The sequence below is a fragment of the Kibdelosporangium phytohabitans genome (assembly GCF_001302585.1).
GTDB lineage: Bacteria > Actinomycetota > Actinomycetes > Mycobacteriales > Pseudonocardiaceae > Kibdelosporangium > Kibdelosporangium phytohabitans.
In genome coordinates this window covers 3,447,527-3,465,486 of the sequence record NZ_CP012752.1, presented here as the reverse complement: position 1 = coordinate 3,465,486, position 17,960 = coordinate 3,447,527, and the positions used below count along the sequence as shown (strand labels likewise).

Annotated in this window: 17 protein-coding genes and 1 pseudogene; 2 read left to right on the top strand and 16 right to left on the bottom strand. The window is 66.6% G+C overall.

Annotation, left to right across the window (positions count from 1 at the left end; translation table 11 throughout):
• Positions 1-87: 87 nt before the first annotated feature.
• A complete protein-coding gene (locus tag AOZ06_RS16100; RefSeq protein ID WP_054290137.1) occupies positions 88-594 on the bottom strand; it encodes an SDR family oxidoreductase in 507 nt (168 codons plus the stop codon).
• 49 nt (positions 595-643) lie between these two features.
• The gene (locus AOZ06_RS16095; RefSeq protein WP_157233043.1) at positions 644-1,948 is read right to left on the bottom strand and encodes an MFS transporter; all 1,305 of its coding nucleotides are present in this window, start codon (positions 1,946-1,948) and stop codon (positions 644-646) included.
• A gap of 110 nt (positions 1,949-2,058) precedes the next feature.
• Between AOZ06_RS16095 and AOZ06_RS16090 the strand changes: the two genes are divergently transcribed.
• A complete protein-coding gene (locus AOZ06_RS16090) occupies positions 2,059-2,490 on the top strand; it encodes a MarR family winged helix-turn-helix transcriptional regulator (RefSeq protein WP_054290135.1) in 432 nt (143 codons plus the stop codon).
• Here the strand turns inward: AOZ06_RS16090 and AOZ06_RS59900 are convergent.
• From AOZ06_RS59900 to AOZ06_RS16070, 4 genes and pseudogenes are all read right to left on the bottom strand, one after another.
• Positions 2,487-3,139, bottom strand: a pseudogene (locus AOZ06_RS59900) (transposase); the annotation flags it as partial. The gene AOZ06_RS16090 and the pseudogene AOZ06_RS59900 sit on opposite strands and share 4 nt — an antisense overlap.
• Before the next feature lie 170 nt (positions 3,140-3,309).
• Positions 3,310-4,113, bottom strand: coding sequence for a hypothetical protein (locus AOZ06_RS16080; RefSeq protein WP_054290133.1), 804 nt, complete (start codon positions 4,111-4,113; stop codon positions 3,310-3,312).
• Positions 4,110-4,676, bottom strand: coding sequence for an RNA polymerase sigma factor (locus tag AOZ06_RS62070; RefSeq protein WP_083472643.1), 567 nt, complete (start codon positions 4,674-4,676; stop codon positions 4,110-4,112). Before AOZ06_RS62070 ends, AOZ06_RS16080 begins: the two co-directional genes overlap by 4 nt.
• Positions 4,677-4,932: 256 nt before the next feature.
• Positions 4,933-7,203: an RCC1 domain-containing protein gene (locus AOZ06_RS16070; protein ID WP_225955279.1), complete on the bottom strand. Its 2,271-nt coding sequence runs from the start codon at positions 7,201-7,203 to the stop codon at positions 4,933-4,935.
• A gap of 318 nt (positions 7,204-7,521) precedes the next feature.
• Between AOZ06_RS16070 and AOZ06_RS58910 the strand changes: the two genes are divergently transcribed.
• Positions 7,522-7,761: a hypothetical protein gene (locus AOZ06_RS58910; protein ID WP_218922001.1), complete on the top strand. Its 240-nt coding sequence runs from the start codon at positions 7,522-7,524 to the stop codon at positions 7,759-7,761.
• A 221-nt stretch (positions 7,762-7,982) separates the two neighbouring features.
• Here the strand turns inward: AOZ06_RS58910 and AOZ06_RS58905 are convergent, their stop codons facing one another.
• The 10 genes from AOZ06_RS58905 to AOZ06_RS16025 form a co-directional block, all read right to left on the bottom strand.
• The gene (locus AOZ06_RS58905; protein ID WP_063810045.1) at positions 7,983-8,258 is read right to left on the bottom strand and encodes a TetR/AcrR family transcriptional regulator; all 276 of its coding nucleotides are present in this window, start codon (positions 8,256-8,258) and stop codon (positions 7,983-7,985) included.
• A 554-nt stretch (positions 8,259-8,812) separates the two neighbouring features.
• Entirely contained in the window at positions 8,813-10,000 is a 1,188-nt protein-coding gene (locus tag AOZ06_RS16060) for an ABC transporter permease (protein ID WP_054290130.1), read from the bottom strand.
• Entirely contained in the window at positions 9,997-10,677 is a 681-nt protein-coding gene (locus AOZ06_RS16055) for an ABC transporter ATP-binding protein (protein WP_054290129.1), read from the bottom strand. The genes AOZ06_RS16060 and AOZ06_RS16055 overlap by 4 nt, the downstream gene beginning before the upstream one ends.
• Positions 10,674-11,678 (bottom strand): peptidoglycan-binding protein, encoded by a 1,005-nt coding sequence (locus AOZ06_RS16050; protein WP_169798929.1) that lies wholly within the window; start codon positions 11,676-11,678, stop codon positions 10,674-10,676. Before AOZ06_RS16050 ends, AOZ06_RS16055 begins: the two co-directional genes overlap by 4 nt.
• Before the next feature lie 23 nt (positions 11,679-11,701).
• Positions 11,702-12,163, bottom strand: a complete 462-nt coding sequence (locus tag AOZ06_RS16045; RefSeq protein WP_157233041.1) for a hypothetical protein — start codon at positions 12,161-12,163, stop codon at positions 11,702-11,704.
• Positions 12,164-12,228: 65 nt separating this feature from the next.
• On the bottom strand, positions 12,229-13,566 hold the full coding sequence (locus AOZ06_RS16040) for a sensor histidine kinase (protein ID WP_054290126.1): 1,338 nt from the start codon (positions 13,564-13,566) through the stop codon (positions 12,229-12,231).
• Positions 13,559-14,224: a response regulator transcription factor gene (locus AOZ06_RS16035; protein WP_054290125.1), complete on the bottom strand. Its 666-nt coding sequence runs from the start codon at positions 14,222-14,224 to the stop codon at positions 13,559-13,561. Before AOZ06_RS16035 ends, AOZ06_RS16040 begins: the two co-directional genes overlap by 8 nt.
• A gap of 295 nt (positions 14,225-14,519) precedes the next feature.
• Positions 14,520-14,669, bottom strand: coding sequence for a hypothetical protein (locus AOZ06_RS56290; RefSeq protein WP_157233040.1), 150 nt, complete (start codon positions 14,667-14,669; stop codon positions 14,520-14,522).
• Positions 14,670-15,601: 932 nt separating this feature from the next.
• Positions 15,602-16,771, bottom strand: coding sequence for an epoxide hydrolase family protein (locus tag AOZ06_RS16030; protein WP_054290124.1), 1,170 nt, complete (start codon positions 16,769-16,771; stop codon positions 15,602-15,604).
• On the bottom strand, positions 16,768-17,196 hold the full coding sequence (locus AOZ06_RS16025; RefSeq protein WP_054290123.1) for a MarR family winged helix-turn-helix transcriptional regulator: 429 nt from the start codon (positions 17,194-17,196) through the stop codon (positions 16,768-16,770). Before AOZ06_RS16025 ends, AOZ06_RS16030 begins: the two co-directional genes overlap by 4 nt.
• Positions 17,197-17,960: the final 764 nt, after the last annotated feature.

Genomic DNA, 17,960 nt, shown 5'->3' with positions numbered 1-17,960 from the left:
GGGAGATGGGGAGTCTCGTAGCTGTCGGCCAAGCGCCGACGTCCTCGACCGACAGCGGCGCGTTGCGGTGCAGGCTCGTCGCCGCGGTCATACCGTCGCCCCCGTGACCCAGGTGCGGTAGTCGACCGCAGCTCGCCCCAGGACTTCACGAACGTCTCCGGTCGGTGGGACGGGTGTCCGCGACGAGCGAGCGAGGTTCATGAGGAGGTACTCGCCGGGTGGACCGGGCATGTTCGGCAGCCCATCGCGTTCGGCGTTGCCGGTGATGTCGGTCCAGGAGGCACGAGTGCCGGTGGCGTGTTTCGTCAGAGCTTCCAGTCGTTCGAGCTGGGTCAGGCTTTGCGGCCCGGTGAGTTCGTAGGTGTCGCGGTCGACTTGCTGGTTGAGGCAGGTGGCGGCGACGGCGGCGATGTCTTGTTCGGCGACGGCCGGCATCGACGCGTCCGGGTAGGCCAACGGCACGGGGATTCCCCTCCTGATGGCCGGAAGCCAGGCGAGGTCGTTGGCCATGAAGATGGTGGACCGCACCCGCACTGTCGGTATGCCGCTGGCCTCGGCTTGGGCCTCGATCTCGGCGTGAACGGTCTTGATCAAGCTGTCTGGTGCCTGCCGACGCGTCCGGTTGCTCCGGTGATCAGGATCTTCATGCGGACGCTTCCTTTGGTTCCGTGGATGCAATGGGTGTGGTGGTGACCTGTGGTTGGCGCAGGGCGAGGAGCGACGCGCTCAGCAGCAACAGGGCGGTGACGCTGGCGGCGTGTGTGGTCCAGGCGGCGAAGGCGACTGGGATGGCCAGGCCGAAGCTCCCCCCGAGTTGTTGCAGGGTAGTGCCGACGGCTCCGGCGACTCCTGCATGCGGCCCGGCGTCCTGGTTCATGGCGCTGTTCGCGTTCGGCATGACCTGTGAGGTGCCCAGCCCCATCAGCCCCAGGGCCGCGAGGATGGCAGCGACGCCGTCCGGAGAAAGTGCGAGGACGGCTTGACCAACGCCGATCAAGGCGAGGCCGAGACCGATGGACCGGACTGGGGACAAAGTGCCGCAGAGGCGGCGGGCGATCGCTAACCCGATCTGGACGGCGGCCGGGTAGATCAGGAACAGCGCCCCTACGGCCAGCGGTGCGAGGTGGTGTTCGCGCTGGAGCGAACCGCTGGCCGCCACGAAGGTCGCGATCGTCGCAATGCCCCAGAGGAAGAGCGCGTAGTAGGCGATCCGCCGGGTGGCGTTCTGGAACAGGACCACCGGAATCATCGGTGTCGCCGCACGCCGGTCGGTCGCGGCGAACAGTCCGACCACCGCGATGCCGGCGAGGGCGAGGGCGGCGGCAGGTCCGGGGGTGTCCACGACGGTGAGTGCCTGGATGACCAGTGCGACGCCGACGCCGAGCACGACCCCACCCCACCAGCCACGCCCATGCCCAGGGGAGGGCTCTACGCGGTCCCTGGCGAATGCGGACAAGACCAGCGAGATCGCCACGAACACGAGGTTGACGTACATGCAGGCCCGCCACCCCGAGACCTGGGTCAGTACACCGCCGAACAGCAGGCCGATGGCGGTTCCGCTGCCCATGATCATCCCGAAGATGCCGTACGCCTTGGCCCGATCGTCACCGGGAAACGCCGCCGAGAGCCGTGCCATCGCGGCTGGTGTCATGGCCGCTGCCCCGACTCCTTGGGCGAGGCGGGCGCCGATCAGAATCCAGCCCGCATCGGCCGCGCCGCCGACCGCCGACGCGAGGCCGAAGGTCACCAGCCCCAGGGTCATCATCCGGGCGTAACCAGCTGCCTGCGCGATGCGCCCTCCGGCGATCATCAGCGCTCCCGCGACGAGGACATAACCTGCCATGACCCACGCCACTGCCTCTGTGGACAGCTGCAAATCGGCGGTCATCCCGGGTATCGCCAGCGCCAGGATGGTCGCGTCGACGCCGACCATCAGCTGAGCCGTCACCACGGCTCCGAGAACGAGCCGCGGTCTTGGTGTGCGAGCCACAGATCCCCCTATCGTTGGTGACACCAACGCAGGATAGGATGTTGGTGTCACCAACGCAAGGAGAAGTCGTGGACGAGCGCCCACCCCAGCGGCTTCTGGAGACGCCCAGCTGGCTGCTCACCCAGATCGCGACGACTGCCAGCCGACGCACGCGCGAGGTTTTCGACTCGGTCGGAGCCGGGCGCTACCACTACGCGATCCTCTGCGCCGTCGAGGAGTTCGGCCCGTGCAGTCAGGCCGAGATCGGCCGCCGGCTGCACATGGACCGTAAGGACGTGGCCCAGCGCGTCATGGAGCTCGAGGGCCAACGCTGCCTGGAACGTCGATCCGACCCGGCCGATCCGCGCCGCAACCTCGTCCGGCTCACCACCGCGGGGCAAGAACGTCTGGACCAGATCCACGCCCAGCTGACGTTCGCTCAAGAGGAACTAGTTGACCCGCTTACCCCGGACGAGCGAGCCCGCCTCATCACCGCACTGCAGAAGATCCTCGGCCGCTAGTGTCCTGCGTCGGAAATTTCGAGTCCAAGTGTCTGGGTTGTTTCGGTGGTGTGGGGTGATCTTGGTGAGGTAGCTGGCGAGGGAGTGGAGATCTCGTCGGCGGTTTCGGTCCAGGTGAAGGGTTTCGGGTCGGCGTTCCAGGTGTCGATCCATTCCCTGATGTCTTTCTCGAGGACTGGTACGGAGGTGTGCACGCCGCGTCGGATGAGTGTGTCGGTCAGCAGGCCGAACCACCGCTCGACCTGGTTGACCCAGGAGGAGCCGGTGGGTGTGAAGTGGATCTGGACGCGGGGTGTTTGCTCAGCCATGTCTTGATCTCGGGGGTGTTGTGTGTGCCGTAGTTGTCGCATACCAGATGCACGTCCAGCTCTGCGGGCACGGCCTTGTCGATGGTTTTGAGGAACTTCTCGAATTCCACCGCGCGGTGGCGGCGGCGCAGTTCGCTGATGACGGTGCCGGCGGATCCACGTGCAGGCCGCTACGTCGCGGACCTTGTCCACGAACTGCGGATCGTTGGACAGCTTGAACGTGTCGACCTGGTGGGGCTTGCGGTTGAACGCCTTCCAGATCCGTCCGACCTTCGACCTGGACAACCCGCTCTCGGTCGCCATCGAGACCGCGACCAGTGCGTGGCATCGACAGGGGTCGTTCCGGTTCGCACCTTGCGGATGGCCACGCCACGCCCTACGGGTCCGCAGTTTAGGTACGGACGAGCGGAATGTGAGTCGTCCGGGCCTCCCCTGCGGCTTCAATCGAAGATCTGGTCACTGCCACCGTGAACGCTGCCTGCGCATCGCTAGTGAGAGGTCAGGGCGCCCCCTATCGGAGGCCGAGGCGGAGGGTGGCAGTACTGCCGTCTCGGTGGGTCACCTGGACGTTGACACCGACGACGCTGGCGCCGTCCAATTCGTCACCAGGCAACCATAGGGCGAAACGTCCTCCGGAGACCGTGGCTGCGATGTGACCGTGGGTGGCGCTGTGGTACGTCACACCGGTCACGTCCGAACCGGCGTAACCCGCGGCGACCGAGAGCTCACCGGCGTCGATACCGCCAGTGCCCAGGTCAGTGGCCACAACGTCGCGTGGACCGGGTGGGGCGTAGTTGGTCGGAGTACCCATGGAGCCGAACCAATCACGGAACAGGGGGGTCGACTCGTCGGTGATGCACAGAGCGGAGAATCCCTTGGCACCGGCGAGGATCACCAGCGTCCACTCGCCCCGTCGTTCGGCGATGGCTATGTCGGCGCGCCGGAGATCGTCGCCGTGGCCCGTGCCGGGTCCGTCCAGCTGGGCATCCCGGCAATCGGTCCCCGCATCGGCAGCGGGTTGCGCCGGTAGACCGTTCGGAGTGGCGGTCCACGACGCGAACGCGCGGTCGCCATTCACCAGGGACGGGAGGATGAGGAAGGCCGCCGCGGCGGTGACGACCGTTGCGGCAGCGGCCGCCAGGCGGATGCCACGGCGGCGCCGGGCTTTCACCGGAGTGTCTTTCAGGGGCCGTGCGGGATCGGTGGTGATGATGCGCTCCAACTCGGCGCGGGCGCGTGGGTTGTGCGGGTCGACATCGGAGTCGGCGGGGTCGAGGGTCTGCAGGATGGCGAGCATGTCGGTGACTCGGGTCATGACGATGGCGTCCTTTCGGAGATATGGCCAGGCGTGGACGAGGTCCGGGACAAGTAGTCGAGACGCACTCGCAGCGCGCGGCGGGCTCGACTCAACCGCAGCCGGAACGCGATGGGAGAGATCCCCAAGACCGCGGCTGCCTGTGGACCACTGAGTTCATCGAGAACGGCCAGGGCCAGCGCTTCTTGATACACGGCGGACAGGTGTTGCCACGCGCGCGAGACATCTATCTGACGGGCGATGAGGTCCGCGTCGACATCGGCCGTCAGGCTTGTCGGGACGTCAGCGAGTCGTACCGCGAGTGCGCGCTGCCGTTCCGCTCCGCGGCGAGCGTTGAGGACGACCCCGCGGACGATGCCGAAAAGCCAGGCCCGTGCGTCATCCCGCTGCGGCGGCAGATCATCGAGGCGCCGCCAGGCGGCAAGAAAGGACTCCGCGACCACGTCCTCAGCGTGAGTGGCATGTACTCGGCGCTGCGCGAAGCGGAGCAGCTCGGCGTACGTCGCTTCGTACAGTGACGTGAACCGGGCTTCGCGGTCCGGAGCACGGCATGGGTTGCGCATGCCCACTACATGTCCACCACGAGCGCGAGTGTGTCAGTCTGGGGTTGACCCGCTTTGACAGACAGGGGCGTTAAGTGGTGGTCAGGCTGTCTCGGTTTGGGCCTCGAAGGCGGCCGGGCTGAGGTAGCCGAGGCCGGAGTGCCGTCGGCGGGTGTTGTACCAGCCCTCGGGCAGCCACCGAAAGAGCTCCCCAAGGGCATCAGCACCAACGTCCGCGGCGAGCTCTTCATCAACGCCTCGCCGAGGACACCAAACGCTACCGCCGGCCTAGTTGGGAGTGGCTGTCGTGGCCCCAGCAGTAGACGGTCGCGTTGGTGGTCAACGCACAGGTGTGGCCAAGGCCGGCGGCGACGGCGGTTGTCGTGGGAAGTCCTTGAACGCCGACCGGAGCCGTGCGGTTGACGAGGGTGTGGTCGCCAATCTGGCCGTAGGTGTTGGCACCCCAGCAGTGCACTGTGCCAGCGAGGCTGGTCGCACAGGTGTGGTCAGCTCCGGCCGTGACGGTCGCCGTACCGGTGAGTGACACGGGTACTGGGGAAAGGCGGTCAGTCGTAGCGCCGTCGCCGAGTTGGCCGAAGGCGTTCCAGCCCCAGCAGGAAACGGTGTCGTCGTGCACGGCGCAGGCGTGGTCATTGCCGGCAGACACTGCGGTGGCGGCGGTGAGTCCGCGCACTGCGACCGGGGTTGGGCCCGCCGTGGGTTGGCCCGTACCAAGTTGCCCTTCCATGCCCCATCCCCAGCACTTGACCTCGGCGCTGGCGAGGAGTGCACAGGTGTGTCCACCACGGACGGTCACCGCGGTCACGTCAGTGAGATGTTCGACCATGACCGGCGTCGGGTGTGCGATCGCCCCGCCGGCAGAGCCGCTGAGCACGCCGAGCGGGCCACCGACGAAGTTGTGGCCCCAGCACCACACTCGCGTGCTTGCGACTGCGCACGTGTGCTGACGTCCGGCGGCGGCCGCTGTAACGCCTGGAATGGACACGGCTACGGGGGTTGAATGGTTGGTGTACGTTCCGGTCCCGAGTTGTCCGAGTGCGTTCCACCCCCAGCACCACAACGTCTTCTTCGTCAGAGCGCAGGTGTGGTCGCCGCTGGCGGTAACAGCGGTGACGCCGGTGAGTCCGCGTACGACGACCGGCCGGGCGCTGTCCTCAGTGGTTCCATCACCGAGCTGACCGTAGGTGTTATCACCCCAGCAAAGCACCTTTCCACCGGTCACCACGCCACAGGTGTGGTTGCTGCCGGCGGCGATGGCCGTGACACCGGACAGACCGGTCACTGGTGCGGGCACGAAACGGTAGTCGGTGTCGGCGAGTCGGACAGCCGTCGGAGTCGGGCGGTTAGTCGTGGTTCCGTCACCGAGCTGGCCTTCGTTGTTGAACCCCCAGCAGTAGACCGCGCCGCCGGTCCTGATGGCACAGGTGTGGTCGGCGCCACCGGCCGCGAGCGTCGCGCCACCGATTCCGGTCACTGTCACCGGCGTGGAACGGTGTTCGTTGCCTCCGTCACCGATCTGGCCGAGTCCGTTGTGGCCCCAGCACCGCAGGACGCTCAATGCGTCGACGGCGCACATCTGCCCGGTGCCGCTGCCCTGGCTGATTGCTGTGGTGGTACCGAGCGAGGTGACCTGTACGGGTGTCGCGCTGTGCGTGTTGTCGAAGATGTTGCCAGACGGGTCGCCGCCGACGCCAAGCTGCCCGAAGGTGTTCCAGCCCCAGCACCACACGTCACCGTTGGCGCGTAGTGCGCACGAGTTGGCCGCTCCGGCGACGGTGATCGCGGTGGCGTGGTCGATTCCGACCGCCACCGGGGTGGGGCTGGCGCGACCGGGGTTGTTCGGCTCGTTCTGATGGCCGGTGCCGAGTTGTCCGTGATGGTCCCAACCCCAGCAGAACACCGCACCACCGGCGAGTGCGCAGGTGTGGAACGCGTCAGCCGCATCGACCGCGGTCACTCCGGACAGACCGGTGACCAAGGCCGGGGTCGTACTGTCCACTGTGGTGCCATTACCGAGTTGTCCTCGATTGTTGCCGCCCCAGCAGTAGACCCGTCCGCCGGTCACCGCGCAAGTGTGCGTCCGGCCGGTGGTGATCGCGGTGACGCCGGACAGCCCGGGCACTGTGACAGGTGCCGAGTGATCGGTGGTCGTGCCGTCGCCGAGCTGACCTGACGTGTTCGCACCCCAGCACTCGACCGTCCCGGTCGAGGTGAGCACGCAGGAGTGGTCACCTCCGACCCGGACCACTGCCGCAGCGGAAACGCCGGTCACACTCACGGGGACGAGGTGTCGTGTCGTCGTGCCATCGCCGAGCTGGCCGTGGCTGTTGCTGCCCCAGCACGCGAGCGTCCCGCCGGACAGCACCGCGCACGTGTGCCCTCGGCCACCGGCGATTGAGGTAGCGCCGGTCAAAGTGTCGCCGAGGGCCGCCGCTGTGGTCGATGGCTCGAGCCCCGCCGCCGTCGTGTCTGCCGCGACCGCGATCAAGGCCGTCGCCGAGGCAACGATCGCGATCCCGAGTTTCATCAGCGCCACGACAGGGGCACCTCCTCGACTTGCCGCGCGCGAGCGGCGCGAATTCCGGACTGGAGACCTGAGAGCTCGCCAGCGGCGAGAACGGTGACGCTTCGCAACCACACGGTCGTCGTACTCCTTGCAGTAGTAGTCCTGGCAGGAGGACGTTCCCAGCACCTGCTTAATCTCGGCTTAGCTCGGCTTAACGGCTGCTTAAGGACGACCGACGCACCCCGCCCCGGCCTGTTCCGCGACCGCGGCGGCCATGACTACGGCGTCACACCCCCGCCTCGATGTCGCCAGGATGAGGGGAAACACATCGCGGCGGCCATGACCCGCCAGATCAAGAACTTTGCCACAGTTCCTCTCGCACGCCCGTCGGTCGACTACGCCGAACCCGTCTCGTGCCTGTGGTGGCTGGTCGTAGCCAACGTGCCGGCCGACCTTGGCTCATTCTCATTTCGGTTGAGCCTGCATCCGCTGCTTGGTGCTTCATCAGATCGACGAATGCACGCCGCCACCGGAATGTTCCTCGCTGGCTCGCGCGCCACGTCCACAGCTGGGTTGTGAGCACTGAGCGCGAGGCCGGAGCGCATCAGCGTGACCAAGCGGCGTGCATGTGTGGCGTCGGTGGGGAGAGCTGCGGCGCTGGCTAATGCCAGAACGTCGGCGAGAGTGACCTCCGGTTGCAGAGCGGAGCGAGCCCGCGCCACCAAGGTCGCAAGCTGTGGCGGTTATCGATGAGTGCCACTGGTCGGACAACGGCGTGCGCCGCCCACTCGGGCCTTCGGTCACGGCCAGAGCCAGCGGATGTTTGTCGCTATGTGCATGACGAACTCGTCGAGCGAGGCCCAAAACCCGTCAAGAGGGGATGCAACGGCGAGCAACTCGGTGCCGCGGTGGCACAAGGCTCGTACCTTGTCGGCGTAGACGGCGACAAGCAGGTCCGCGCGGGTCGGGAAGTGCCGGTACAACGTGGCGTTACTGACTCCGGCGCGCCGGGCGGCTTCGTCGAGAGCGAACTCGTGGCCCACCTCGTCGACCAGTGCGCGCGCGGCAGCCAGCACGAGCGCGACACTGCGAGACGCGTCGGCCCTCGGCCAGGTGGATCAGTTCGAGCCTGGTCCATAGGACTCGGCGTCATGGCGGATGGATCCGTCAGCGGTGCCACGTACGAGGACACTGTTGAGCACGACACCAGCGGAAGCTGGCGGTCACCCGAATGGGCGTCCATCCCCGCCGCGTCCCGCTGCACCCCTGAGGGTCCGCTGCCATCGTGGTCCCGAGACCCAACCGAACCAGACCCAGCTCCATGAACCGATCTTCCGGTTGGCCGAAATCGTCGTTTGGGCAGAACCCATCGGCCGCCCACCATTGGCCCTGCGGTGACCGAGAACCATCATCCTCCGTCACCGCAGGTGTTTCAGCTCCCAGCAGCCGTCAACGGCCGATGCGCAGTCCAGGTTGCACACTCCATCAGATCGCCCACACCACCCTGCTCAGGCGACGAGCGCGCAAGGCGACTCCCCGAACCATGGCAATTCGAAGTCGCGGGCGCGCCGCGGCTCGACGGCGGCACACGCAGAGGTGAGCTCGGCAGGGGTAGAGCGCGCCACCAGCTTCACGGCGAGCGGACAGCTTCCGCTGGTTGCAGCCGGGCGGCTCTGCTCGCGGGATAGAGCCCTGCCGCACCGCCGACCACCAGAGCTGCGACCACACCCCCGGCAAGTCCGGCCAAGGGCAAGTCAACCGGCCAGCCCATCCCGAGGGCGTACCCCGTGGTGACCAGTGCCCCGAGCAACACTCCCGCCAAACCGCCGGCTCCGGCTTGAGCAACGGCCTCGACGAGAAACTGGGTGCGTATGTGACGGCGGGTCGCGCCGAGTGCCCGCCGGACGCCGATCTCAGTGCGGCGCTCCAACACAGAGATGACCATGACATTCGCGATACCTACGCCGCCGACCAGCAACGCCACGCCACCCAGACCCAGCAGCAGCGTAGTGAAGGCAGTATCGGTGACCGCCCGCGCCATCAACGCGTCCGATGGGCGAGTAACCTCGACTTCCACGGGGTTCTGCGGGTTGGCGGTGGCCGCTACGACGGGCAGCACGTCGTCGATCCGCGAGGGGTCGGTTCGTACGTATATCGTCGTCGGGGAACCTCCGTAACCGAGGGCGTCGGCGGCGACCTGTTCGCTCACCAGGGCGGAGCCGTCCAGTTCCGGGGCGAGCGGCATCGGGGCCAATACGCCAACGACGGTAAACCACTGGTCACCGAGCCATACCAGCTGTGGGCCGCCAGTGAGGTCCACGCCTTGGCGCAACGCCGCGGTCGCCCCCAAAACCACGGTCGGCTGGGCGCCCGCCGTGAGCCAGTGGCCCTGGGCCAGGTCACCATTGAGAGTGGTCAGCAGGTTCGGGCTTGCGACGAGCACGACCGTACCCTTCGTGTTGGTTGCGGGGAGCACGTCCGACCGCCGCACGGTCTCATTGAGCTGAGCTGTGGCCGCCACCGCTTGTACGCTGTCTACTAGGGACAGTCGGCCGGGCGCAGCCACGGGTAGTTCCGGTTCATCGCCGCCGGACAGCGACTGGCCGGGGGTGACGGTGAGGTAGTTGGTACCCAGCTGATCCAGCACCGACAGCACGTTCGCCTTCGACGAGGCCGATATGCCGACCACAGCCACCATCGCGGCAATCCCGATGGCGATGCCCAACGCGGTCAGCAACGCCCGACCACGGCGGGCAAGCATACCCACAACCGCGGTGATCAGGGCATCCGCTGGCGTGAAAACCGAGCGCGGGATCATGCGCGCACCTCCACCAGTCGGCCGTCGCGGACGTGGACACGGCGTGGTGCGGCAGCGGCGACATCCTCGTCGTGCGTGATCAGGACGATGGTGCTCCCCTCGGTGTTCAGATCGGCGAACAACCGGAGGATGTCCGCGCCCGTGCGCGAGTCGAGATTGCCGGTGGGCTCGTCTGCCAACAACAGGGCGGGTTCACCGACGAGCGCCCGCGCGATGGCCACTCGCTGGCACTCACCACCGGAAAGCTGTGCCGGTCGGTGGTGCAGCCGGTCTCCCAGGCCAACTCGTGCCAACGCGGCGACCGCGGCGGCCCGCCGGTCAGCCCGAGACAAGCCGTGGTAGGTCAGCGCGACCGCCACATTGTCCACAGCGGACAGATGCCCCAGCAAATGAAAGGATTGGAACACGAACCCGATGGCGTGGCCGCGCAGCGCCGATAGCCGCTCGTCGGTCAGGTTGCCCACGTCGTGGCCGTCGATGAACACAGTGCCCGAGGTCGGTCTGTCCAACGCGCCCATCAGGTTCAAGAACGTGGACTTCCCGGATCCCGACGGGCCGATGATCGCCACCCACTCCCCCGCCTGCACAGTCAGGCTGACTCCGGCCAACGCCCGGACCGGGGGATTGCCCGGGTAGTCGCGTACCACCTCGTTCAAGGCCAACACGATCCGTTTCATGTGGGCACCTGCACCGTGTCGCCAGGCTTGAGGGCACCAGTGACCTGGACGTACCCATCGCCCCACGCGCCCAGTTGGACGGGGACACGTTGGGGTCCGTCCGCGACGACGGTCACCGCGTAGCCGCCGCCTGGCACGCCGATGATCGAGGCCACTGGCACGGTGAGCACCTGCTTGGCAACGGTCGCGGCATAGTGCACAGTCACCGGCGCGAGCGCGAGGTCTTTCACTTGAGAGGGATCGGCCAGCTCGACTGTGACCTGATAGATGCTTTTACCGTCCGCGTTCTGCGTCAGGGTGGTGCTTACCGCAGTGATGTTGCCGTGCACGGTCGTACCCGCTGGTAGCTCGACGTTGACCAGAGCCCCTTGCGTGACCAGCTTGCGCTTGAGCGGGTCCACGTCGAGCAGGACCACGCGCTCTGTGCTTTGCACCGTCAGCACTGCAGCGGCCGGGTCGACGGTGGCACCGACGTGGCCATCGACTTTCGCGATGTGCACGTCGGTCGGCGTGAACACCGCTTCGCCGAGCGTCAGCTTCCCGTCGGTTGCCGCACCGATCCTGCCCTGCAACGCCTTCACCGCAACGGTCGTCTCCTTATCCCAATGACTGTCTACAGTGGCTGGTCCATGGCCGAGGGCATGAAGGGCGGTTTCGAGTTGCAGAACATCCGGACCATCGGTCATGCCGGTACCCAGATCACGCCAGGCAGGCAGGCCGCCGCTCAGCAGGACCACCGGCTGCGCGTCGACCGACAGCAGCACCTGACCGGATGTCAGGCCGGTTCCTGCCGGGGGCAGCCAGGTGATGACGCCTGACATCGAAGTCGCCAGGCCGCGCAGGTCTTTGTAAGCGACCACCCCGTTGAAGGTCTCGGTACGGGTCACGTCGGTGACGGCCGCCTTCGCCGTACCTCCTGCGCTGATCTTGGATGCACCATTGCACCCGGCGGTCAGCAGTACAATCGAGAGCGCAACGGCGGCTGCCGCGAATACCGCCACCGGGATGAGAACTCGCAACCTCATCATTTGGTCCCGGGCGGGGTAACGCATTTGTCGAGTGCCGCGGCTACCGCTGGGTCCGTCCGGTCCAGGCTTTTCCCGAACGGCTTTTCCATGCCGGGCACCGGATCCGCGACATCGACACCATGCTCGCGCAGGCACTTCGCCAGCGCCAGCATCTTGTCATGGTTCGCGGACTGGTTCCCGCTGTTGGCCTTCCGGTCCGCGACGATACCTTGCAGGATCGGTGAACACACCCCGTTGGCCGACACGAATGCCGGCGAGTCCTGATCGACCCCCTCGTTCGGCGCACCCGGCTTCCCCGCCACCGGATCAGCCATCGGAACACCGTTGTCCCGCATGCACTGCGCGTACTTCACCAGCAGCTGCTGGGTTTCCGACTCCTGCCCCGGCTGTGGATCCTGTTTTCCGCAAGCAGCGAGCGCGAGTATCAGCGCACTCAGCAGAAACACCCTGCGACGCATGGTTCTCCTCCTCACGTGTTCGTGCGAGGAGAACACTTCCACCCTTTGCTTAACCCTGGCTTGACTCACCTTTCCGGAAGCTGAAGTGGCAGACGCACCAAGAACCGGGCACCGCCCAGCTCCGCGGTTTCCACCACAATGTCGCCACCGTGCCCCCGGGCGATTCGCCGCGCCATCGCCAGGCCGAGACCGACACCGCCGCTGATTCGCGATCTGCTCTCGTCAGATCGGAAGAACCGGTCGAACACCCGGTCTCGTTGCGCGGGACTCACTCCCGGCCCATCATCGTCAACCATGAGCACTACCGCACCGGCGTCACCAAACAGGCGGATCGCCACTCTGCCTGCCGCATGGAGGTCGGCGTTGTCCAGGAGATTGCGAACCAGTCGCGTCAGCTCCGGCACACTCCCCATGACGACAACCGGAGCGAGGTCCACATCCACCTCGACCCGTCGCAGGACCGGCAGTTCCCCCGCGACGACTTCGTCCAGCCTGACCTCCGCACTCTCCGGGTCAGGCCGATCGTCCAGCCGGGCAAGCAGCAACAGGTCGCCGGTCAGGCGCTCGATCCTGCGGTGGTCGTCGAGCAGGCGATGTGCCACAGCCGGCCAGTCGCTGTTGCGTCGCAGTGCCACCTCGATGTCAGCCCGCATCGCCGCGAGGGGGGTGCGCAGTTCGTGAGACGCGTCAGCGACGAACTCGCGCTGCCGGCGAGCGCCGTCGTCGAGACGGTCGAGCATCGCGTTCAGGGTGCCGGTCAGCCGGGTGATCTCGTCCCTCGTACCCGGCTCCGGCAGCCGCTCCTTGAGCGTGGCATGGTGGATCATCTCCGCCCGGCGCCGGATCGTCTCGACTGGCCGCAGCGTGCGATCCACCGCGAACCACGTCAACACGCCGACGAACAGTGTCAGCAGCGGTGCCGCTACCAAAAGTGCGTCCACCACGAGTGCCACGCCCGCGGTCACGGGGGCGAGCCGGGACACCACCAGCACAACGCGCAAACCCTCCGATGTGGACACTGTGCGCCAAGCCAGCACGACATCATCACTCGGTTGAACGGTGACAGGACGACTTCGAGCGGCCAGGCGGGCATCCCGCAGTTCCGGTGGCAACGCGGCCAGAGCAGACCTCTGCGTGGGAGGGATCTGCTGGACCACGTGGCCCTCAGCGTCCTGGATCTGGACCAAGGACAGACTTTCCGGCGGCATGTCCGCGATGGGCGGTCGACCAGCGATCAGATCCTTCGCCACGTCGTCCACCGCTGCCGCGGCGGCCTCCTCCACATCTCCGACGAGGCTGCGGGACATCGCCGTCACCAGCGCCACCGACGCTCCGGCGAGCGCGAGTCCCACGGCCGCCGTGACCAGGACCGTCAGTCGCACACGCAGCGACCACTTACGCATCGGGATCAACCAACCGATATCCTAGACCGCGCACCGTCCGCAACCGTGCCGATCCGATTTTTCTACGCAGGTAGGATATGTGCACCTCCACCAGGTTGGGGTCGTGTTCCGCCGCGAGGCCCCAGACCGCGTCGCTCAGTCCGCCTTTCGACACCACTCGATCCCGGTTTCGCAGTAGGACCTCCAGCAGAGCACGTTCCCGTGGCCGCAGCACAATCGGTGACCCTTCCACGGTGCAGTCTCCCGATGCGGGATCAAGTGTCAAGCTGCCGTGCGAAAGCAGCCGGGGCCTCGGCGTTGCGCCGCGCCGGGCCAACGCGCGCAGCCGCGCGACGAGCACCACGAACGAGAACGGTTTGCGCAGGTAATCGTCCGCACCGACATCCAGGCCATCTGCCTCGTCGTACTCACCGTCCTTCGCGGTCAGCAGAAGGATCGGCGTCCACTTCCGCTGGCCGCGCAGTCGCTCCGTTATCGAATACCCGTTCATCGATGGCAGTAGCACGTCCAGCACGATCACGTCATGCGCTCCGTCCAGAGCCTGCCAGTATCCTTCCGCGCCATCGTGCGCCACATCGACATCGATCCCTTCGGCGGCCAATCCCGAGAACAGCACACCGGCCAGACGTACATCGTCTTCTACCAGCAGTATCCGCATCGGCACTCCCCCGAAAGAACCATCATGTCAGGCTTTCCTTAACGTTGGCTGTACGCATCGATATGGCCCACGAGGACATTGTGGACTATACGCAGCGAACCCACCCGCAAAGCGGCTCATTGGGCGAACGGACTGGACATCGGTACGGAAGTTCGCGGACGGTGTCACGGGGGCGGCCGTCGGTGATTAGATCGTTGCGTATGAACAGGCCGTTGGAAGGGCACGGCGAGACGGTCTGACTCTGGTCCGGTGAGCACGATCCCGTCCTGCCCGAAGGCGCGAGTGGCAGACGGCGTCAAGCGGCCTCCTGTTTGCCCCGCTGAACCGTTCGCCGAAGGGCTCTCGGTGCCAGGCAGTTCAACGCCGACGCGCCGAGGATCTCGTCGGTGTCCCGCTCGCCGAAGCGCATCGCATCCGCGAGGATCTGCTCGGGCAGCAGCCGCACACCGTCGATCTGCCCCGGCCGACCCGCGCGACGGCACCCGGATCTCGATGGACACGGGCAGTGGCACACTGGCTCAGCTGCGAGCGGTCGCACGCGCCTCGGCACGATTCGACGGTCCCGTCGACTAAGCCTCGCCCGGTGCCACCTTCTCGATCAACCAGGTGGCGGCTGACTCAGCACGTTCACCGACTGGCAGCCGCGGTCGTGAGACGATCAACGTCAGCGTAGTTCCCTCTTGTCAGAAGATCTGGTTGATCAGTGCTGTCAGAAGATTCTGTCGGCGGCCCACAGCAACGGCTCAGCAATCACGCATGTCCTGCGTGCGCCAGGTCGTCGGGCTCCGCCGCCGCACTAGAGATGAACGCGTTCAACAAGTCCCTCACGGTCGTAAGCACAGGCTGCGTCGACGTGCTTCTGCACGCGGCGCGGTGATGCGGGCTGTCCGGCGGCGCCGTACTGGGCGACCAGGTCCCGCTGGCGTGCTGTCGTCCTGGCTCCATCGCCGTGCTGGGTGAACGACTGTTGTTTGCTGGCAACGGTTTCGGCGTCACCCCGACCCTGACGAGCACTTCGCAGACAACCGACTGGTGTTGCCGCTTAGCCCCCACCGCCTGGGTGACCCATAGCCGGCCTCTCGCGACCGGCGCAAACTCGCATGGTCGCGGCCCACCCCACCGGCGCCACGACGGGCATCTTCCAGTACTTCCCGCCCACGCTCGCACTATCGACCTCGCCACCGTCGAGGCGCTCGGCCGCATTCCCGACATGGGCGCCCTCCTTGCCCTTCGCGCCGCCACCGACCCCTCTGTCATGGTCGGTGACTACCTCGGGCCCGCCGGGCCCTCGGCATGCGCACTCCCCGACCGTGCGTCACCGGCGTGGGGCGGCACAGGGCCGGAACTCGAAATCCTGCTCTGAACCGACAGCCGGGCCTAATCCAGTTTGCCGAAGGTACGCCGCAGATCGGCCACCCACTTGTCTGGGACTTCCCAGGGAATGAAGTGGCCGCCTTCCTCGTGCGCGGTGAGGTTGACGTGGTTGTACCAGGGAGCACGGTCGGTGTTGAGCCAGTACTGGACTCGGTGGTCCGTGGATACCCCTGGCGGGTTTTCATAGCCGACGAAAGTGATCCCCGTGGGTGCCTCGACTACCGGTCGGCGGTCGTGCGACGGGGTCCAGGGATAGCGGTTGTTGTTGGCGTACGTGCGGATCGAGGTGCCGATCGAGCCTGTTACCCAGAAGATCATCGCGTGGGTCAGCAGTTCGTCTTTGGTGAAGACCGACTCGATGTCGCCGTGGTTGTCGCTCCAGTGCGTCCACCTGTCCAGAATCCAGGCGAGCATTCCGGCCGGCGAGTCCGTCAGGCCATGGGCCAGCGTGCTCGGTGCCAGGACCTGGGCGGCCAGGTGGACGGCGAACCGCTTCTCCCATGCGACGATCCCGGCGCGGATATCCTCGGCCAAGCCGTCGGGTATGGGTTTGCCGCCGCTGAGGTCCCATGCCCGGTCACCGTTGAACATGTCCAGTCGCAGACCGGAACCGATGTGGATGCCGTACAGCTCGTCGGCGTACTTGTGGCCCAGTTGGCCGGTCACCAGGGCGCCGACGTCGCAGCCCGCCGCGGCATAGCGCCGATGGCCGAGAACGTCGGTCATCAACGTGTGCCAGAGGTCGGCGACTTTCCAGAAGTTCATGTCCGGGTTGTCGGGCAGCGGCGTGGAGAAACCGAACCCGGGGAACGAGGGGACGATCACGTCGAAGTCCTCTGCCAGCGGGCCGATCACCTTCGACCAGTGCCAGAAGGTCCACGGCCACCCGTGGGTGAGGATCAACGGCGTGGCGTCGGGGCCGCGTCCCGCCTTGCGCATGAAGTGGATCGGCACGCCGTCGACGTGTACGTGGTGGTGCTCGTAGGTGTTGATCACGGCTTCGGCCGCGCGCCAGTCGTAGCGGGTGTGCCAGTAGTCGACGAGCTCCCGCAGATACGCGGTGCTCACGCCGTAGTAGCCGTCCTCGTTGCCGACGTCGTCGGGCAGACGGGTCAGGGCGAGCCGTTTCCGTAGATCGGCCAGGACTTCGTCGGGGACGTGAATGGGGCTCACGAGGTCTCCTGCTGGTTCAACTCGACGATCCGCTTGAGCGCGGGCAAGGCCATGGCGATGGCCGTGCGTTCCTCCTCGGTGAGTTGATCCGCGAGTTCGGTCAGACGTGCTGTTCGCTCGGCCCGCCGGCTCTCCACCACCGTCCGTCCTGCGTTGGTGACGTGCACGAGAACCGCGCGTCGGTCAGTCGGGTGCGGGTGGCGTTCCACACGGCCTTCCTGCTCCAGCTTGGTCACCGTCTGCGTGATCGCGGGTTGTGTGACCTGCTCGTCCGCGGCCAGCTCGGTCATCCGCAGCGGACCCCTGGCGGCCAGCGTGTGCAGCACGGACAAGGTCGTGAAGCTCAGGCGCTGGGCCACGGGCAGCCGGATGTGCATCCGCGTGAACTCTTCCATCACGCGGGTCAACTCGGCGACGCTCAACATGGCTCATGTATATCACAAACTTATTTAAATCTCTTATGCAATGGTTGGTTGGCATCGCCGTGTCGGGCAGGAGACCGTCACTGCGGTAACGAGGATGAGCGTCCGCCAAGCTCCCGGCCGCGCAACACTTCCCGACAGCCACGCGCCCCGCACCGCGGTATCGACCCACCGCCGGAGTGCCCTTGCGGGCCCCTACGCGCTTTACGAACTACTCGACAACGCCGCGCAGGAGGTCATCCCCTTCTTCGAGGGCGCTGGCTCACACCTGCTGGTTCGAGACGACCCAGCTGCCACGGCAAGATCCACGAACACTCGGGGCGCCCGGCGCAGGCTATCGAGGACTACGAACGTGCCGCGGCACAACACGCACGAGACCTGGCCGCGGATGGGCAACCGAGTCGCGCAGGCGCGCACGCCCCCTGGACGCCGCGATGGCCCGGTTGCAAGCAGCGGCGACACAGTTTGCCCACCGTCACGATCCCGCTGCGATCAACGAAGTCCTGTCGCTGTTCAGTGAAGCGCTACGCCTTTCCGCGCAGGCGGATCCGACCGGAATCCGGATCGCCTGCCGCACGGGCATTGCGGGAGTTGCTGCTGAGTCCGGACGCGGCCCATGTGGTGATGACGGTCGCGCCGCACGCGGACAAAGCGGGCCAGGTCGATCTCGCGCGACAGCACTACCGGCAGGCGATCGACCTGTATACGGCGGCCCATTCCTCAGACCAGGCAGACACCGCTCGCGCACGTCTCGACGCCTCGCAAGC